Source organism: Kitasatospora sp. NPDC088346 (assembly GCF_044740765.1).
GTDB lineage: Bacteria > Actinomycetota > Actinomycetes > Streptomycetales > Streptomycetaceae > Kitasatospora.
In genome coordinates, this window is sequence record NZ_JBIURH010000173.1 from 1 (window position 1) to 1653 (window position 1653).

General features: G+C 73.4%; 1 protein-coding gene. It reads right to left on the bottom strand.

Annotation, left to right across the window (positions count from 1 at the left end; translation table 11 throughout):
• Positions 1–1653 (bottom strand): condensation domain-containing protein (locus ACIOFR_RS42225; protein ID WP_401006152.1); only part of this gene is annotated, 1653 nt, incomplete at both ends.

Consider the following 1653-nt stretch of genomic DNA (forward strand, 5'->3'; position numbering starts at 1 on the left):
GAGCTGCTGGACGGAGCGGTCGGCGGGGTAGGGCGCGGTGGTGTCGTTCCAGCCGTCGAGGACCTGGTGCCGCTCCTCCACCGACATCACCTCGACGGTGTCGATGCGCAGCTCGGTGCCGGTCGAGACGGTGTCCAGCAGCCGGCGGTACGCGGCGGCGATCCGCTCGACGGTGGCCCGGTCGAAGACGTCCAGCGCGTAGTCGAGGATCACCTCGACCCCGGCGGGCTCACCGTCGCCGGTGGTCTCCTCGGTGGCCTCCACCAGCAGGTCGAGCTTGGCCTGACCGGTGCGCACCGCCTCGACGTCGACCTCGGCGCCGGTCAGCTCCAGCCGGCCCCGGTCGTTGCTCTGCAGGACGAACATCACCTGGAACAGCGGGTGCCGGGCCAGCGAGCGCACCGGGTTGAGCACCTCGACCAGCCGCTCGAACGGGAGGTCCTGGTGCGCGTACGCGGCGAGGTCGGTCTCCCGCGTGCGGGCCAGCAGCTCGGCGAAGGTCGGGTTGCCGGAGGTGTCCAGCCGCAGGGTCAGGGTGTTGAGGAACAGGCCCACCAGGTCGTCCAGCGACTCGTCGGTGCGGCCCGCGGTGACCGCGCCGATCGGCAGGTCGGTGCCGGCCCCGAGGCGGGTGAGCAGCGCGGCGAGGCCGGACTGCAGCACCATGAACAGCGTCGCATGGTTGGCCCGCGCCACCTCCCGCAGCCGGGCGTGCAGTTCGGCGTCGAGGCGGAGCGGGACGACGTCTCCGCGCCCGCTCGGCGCGGCCGGGTGCGGCCGGTCGTACGGCAGCCGGAGCTCCTCGGGGCTCCCGGCCAGGCGCTCTGCCCAGTAGGCGAGCTGGCGTCCGGCACGGCTGTCGGGGTCGTCCTCGGCGCCGAGAAGTTCGCGCTGCCAGAGGGTGTAGTCGGCGTACTGGACCGGGAGTTCGTCCCACTCCGGTGCTGCCCCGCCCTGCGAGCGGGCGGCGAAGGCGGTGCCGAGGTCCTCCATCAGCGGGGCCATCGACCAGCCGTCGGTGGCGATGTGGTGCAGCACCAGCAGCACCGTGTGCTCGGTCTCGGACTGGTGGAACACCCAGGCGCGCAGCGGCAGTTCGGCCGCGATGTCGAAGGTGTGCGCGGTTGCGGCGGCGATCCGGGCCGGCAGGTCCCCGGCCGGGCAGTCGGCGTGCTCGACGACCGGCCTGGCCGCCTCGGCGGGCACCACCCACTGGATCGGGCGGCCGTCGACGGACTGGTAGACGGTGCGCAGCGCCTCGTGGCGGCCGACGACGTCGGCCAGGGCGTCGGCGAGGACCTCGCCGTCGAGGGGGCCGCGGACCGTGATCGCCCGGACCACGTTGTAGGTGGAGGTGCCGTTGTCCATCTGGTCGATGAACCAGAGGCGTTGCTGCGCCGGGGAGAGCGGCAGGTGCTCGGGGCGCGGCTCGACACGGGTCGGCACCGGCCGGGTGTCGTCCGTGACGGCGGTGTCCAGGTGCTCGGCCAGCTCGGCGACGGCGGGGGCGTCGAACAGCGCGTTCATGGTGAGCTCGGCCCCGAGCAGCTTGCGCACCCGGCTGATGAGGCGGGCGGCGAGGAGGGAGTGGCCGCCGAGGTCGAAGAAGCTGTCGTCGATCGTGACCGCCGGCAGGCCCAGGATCTCGGCGTA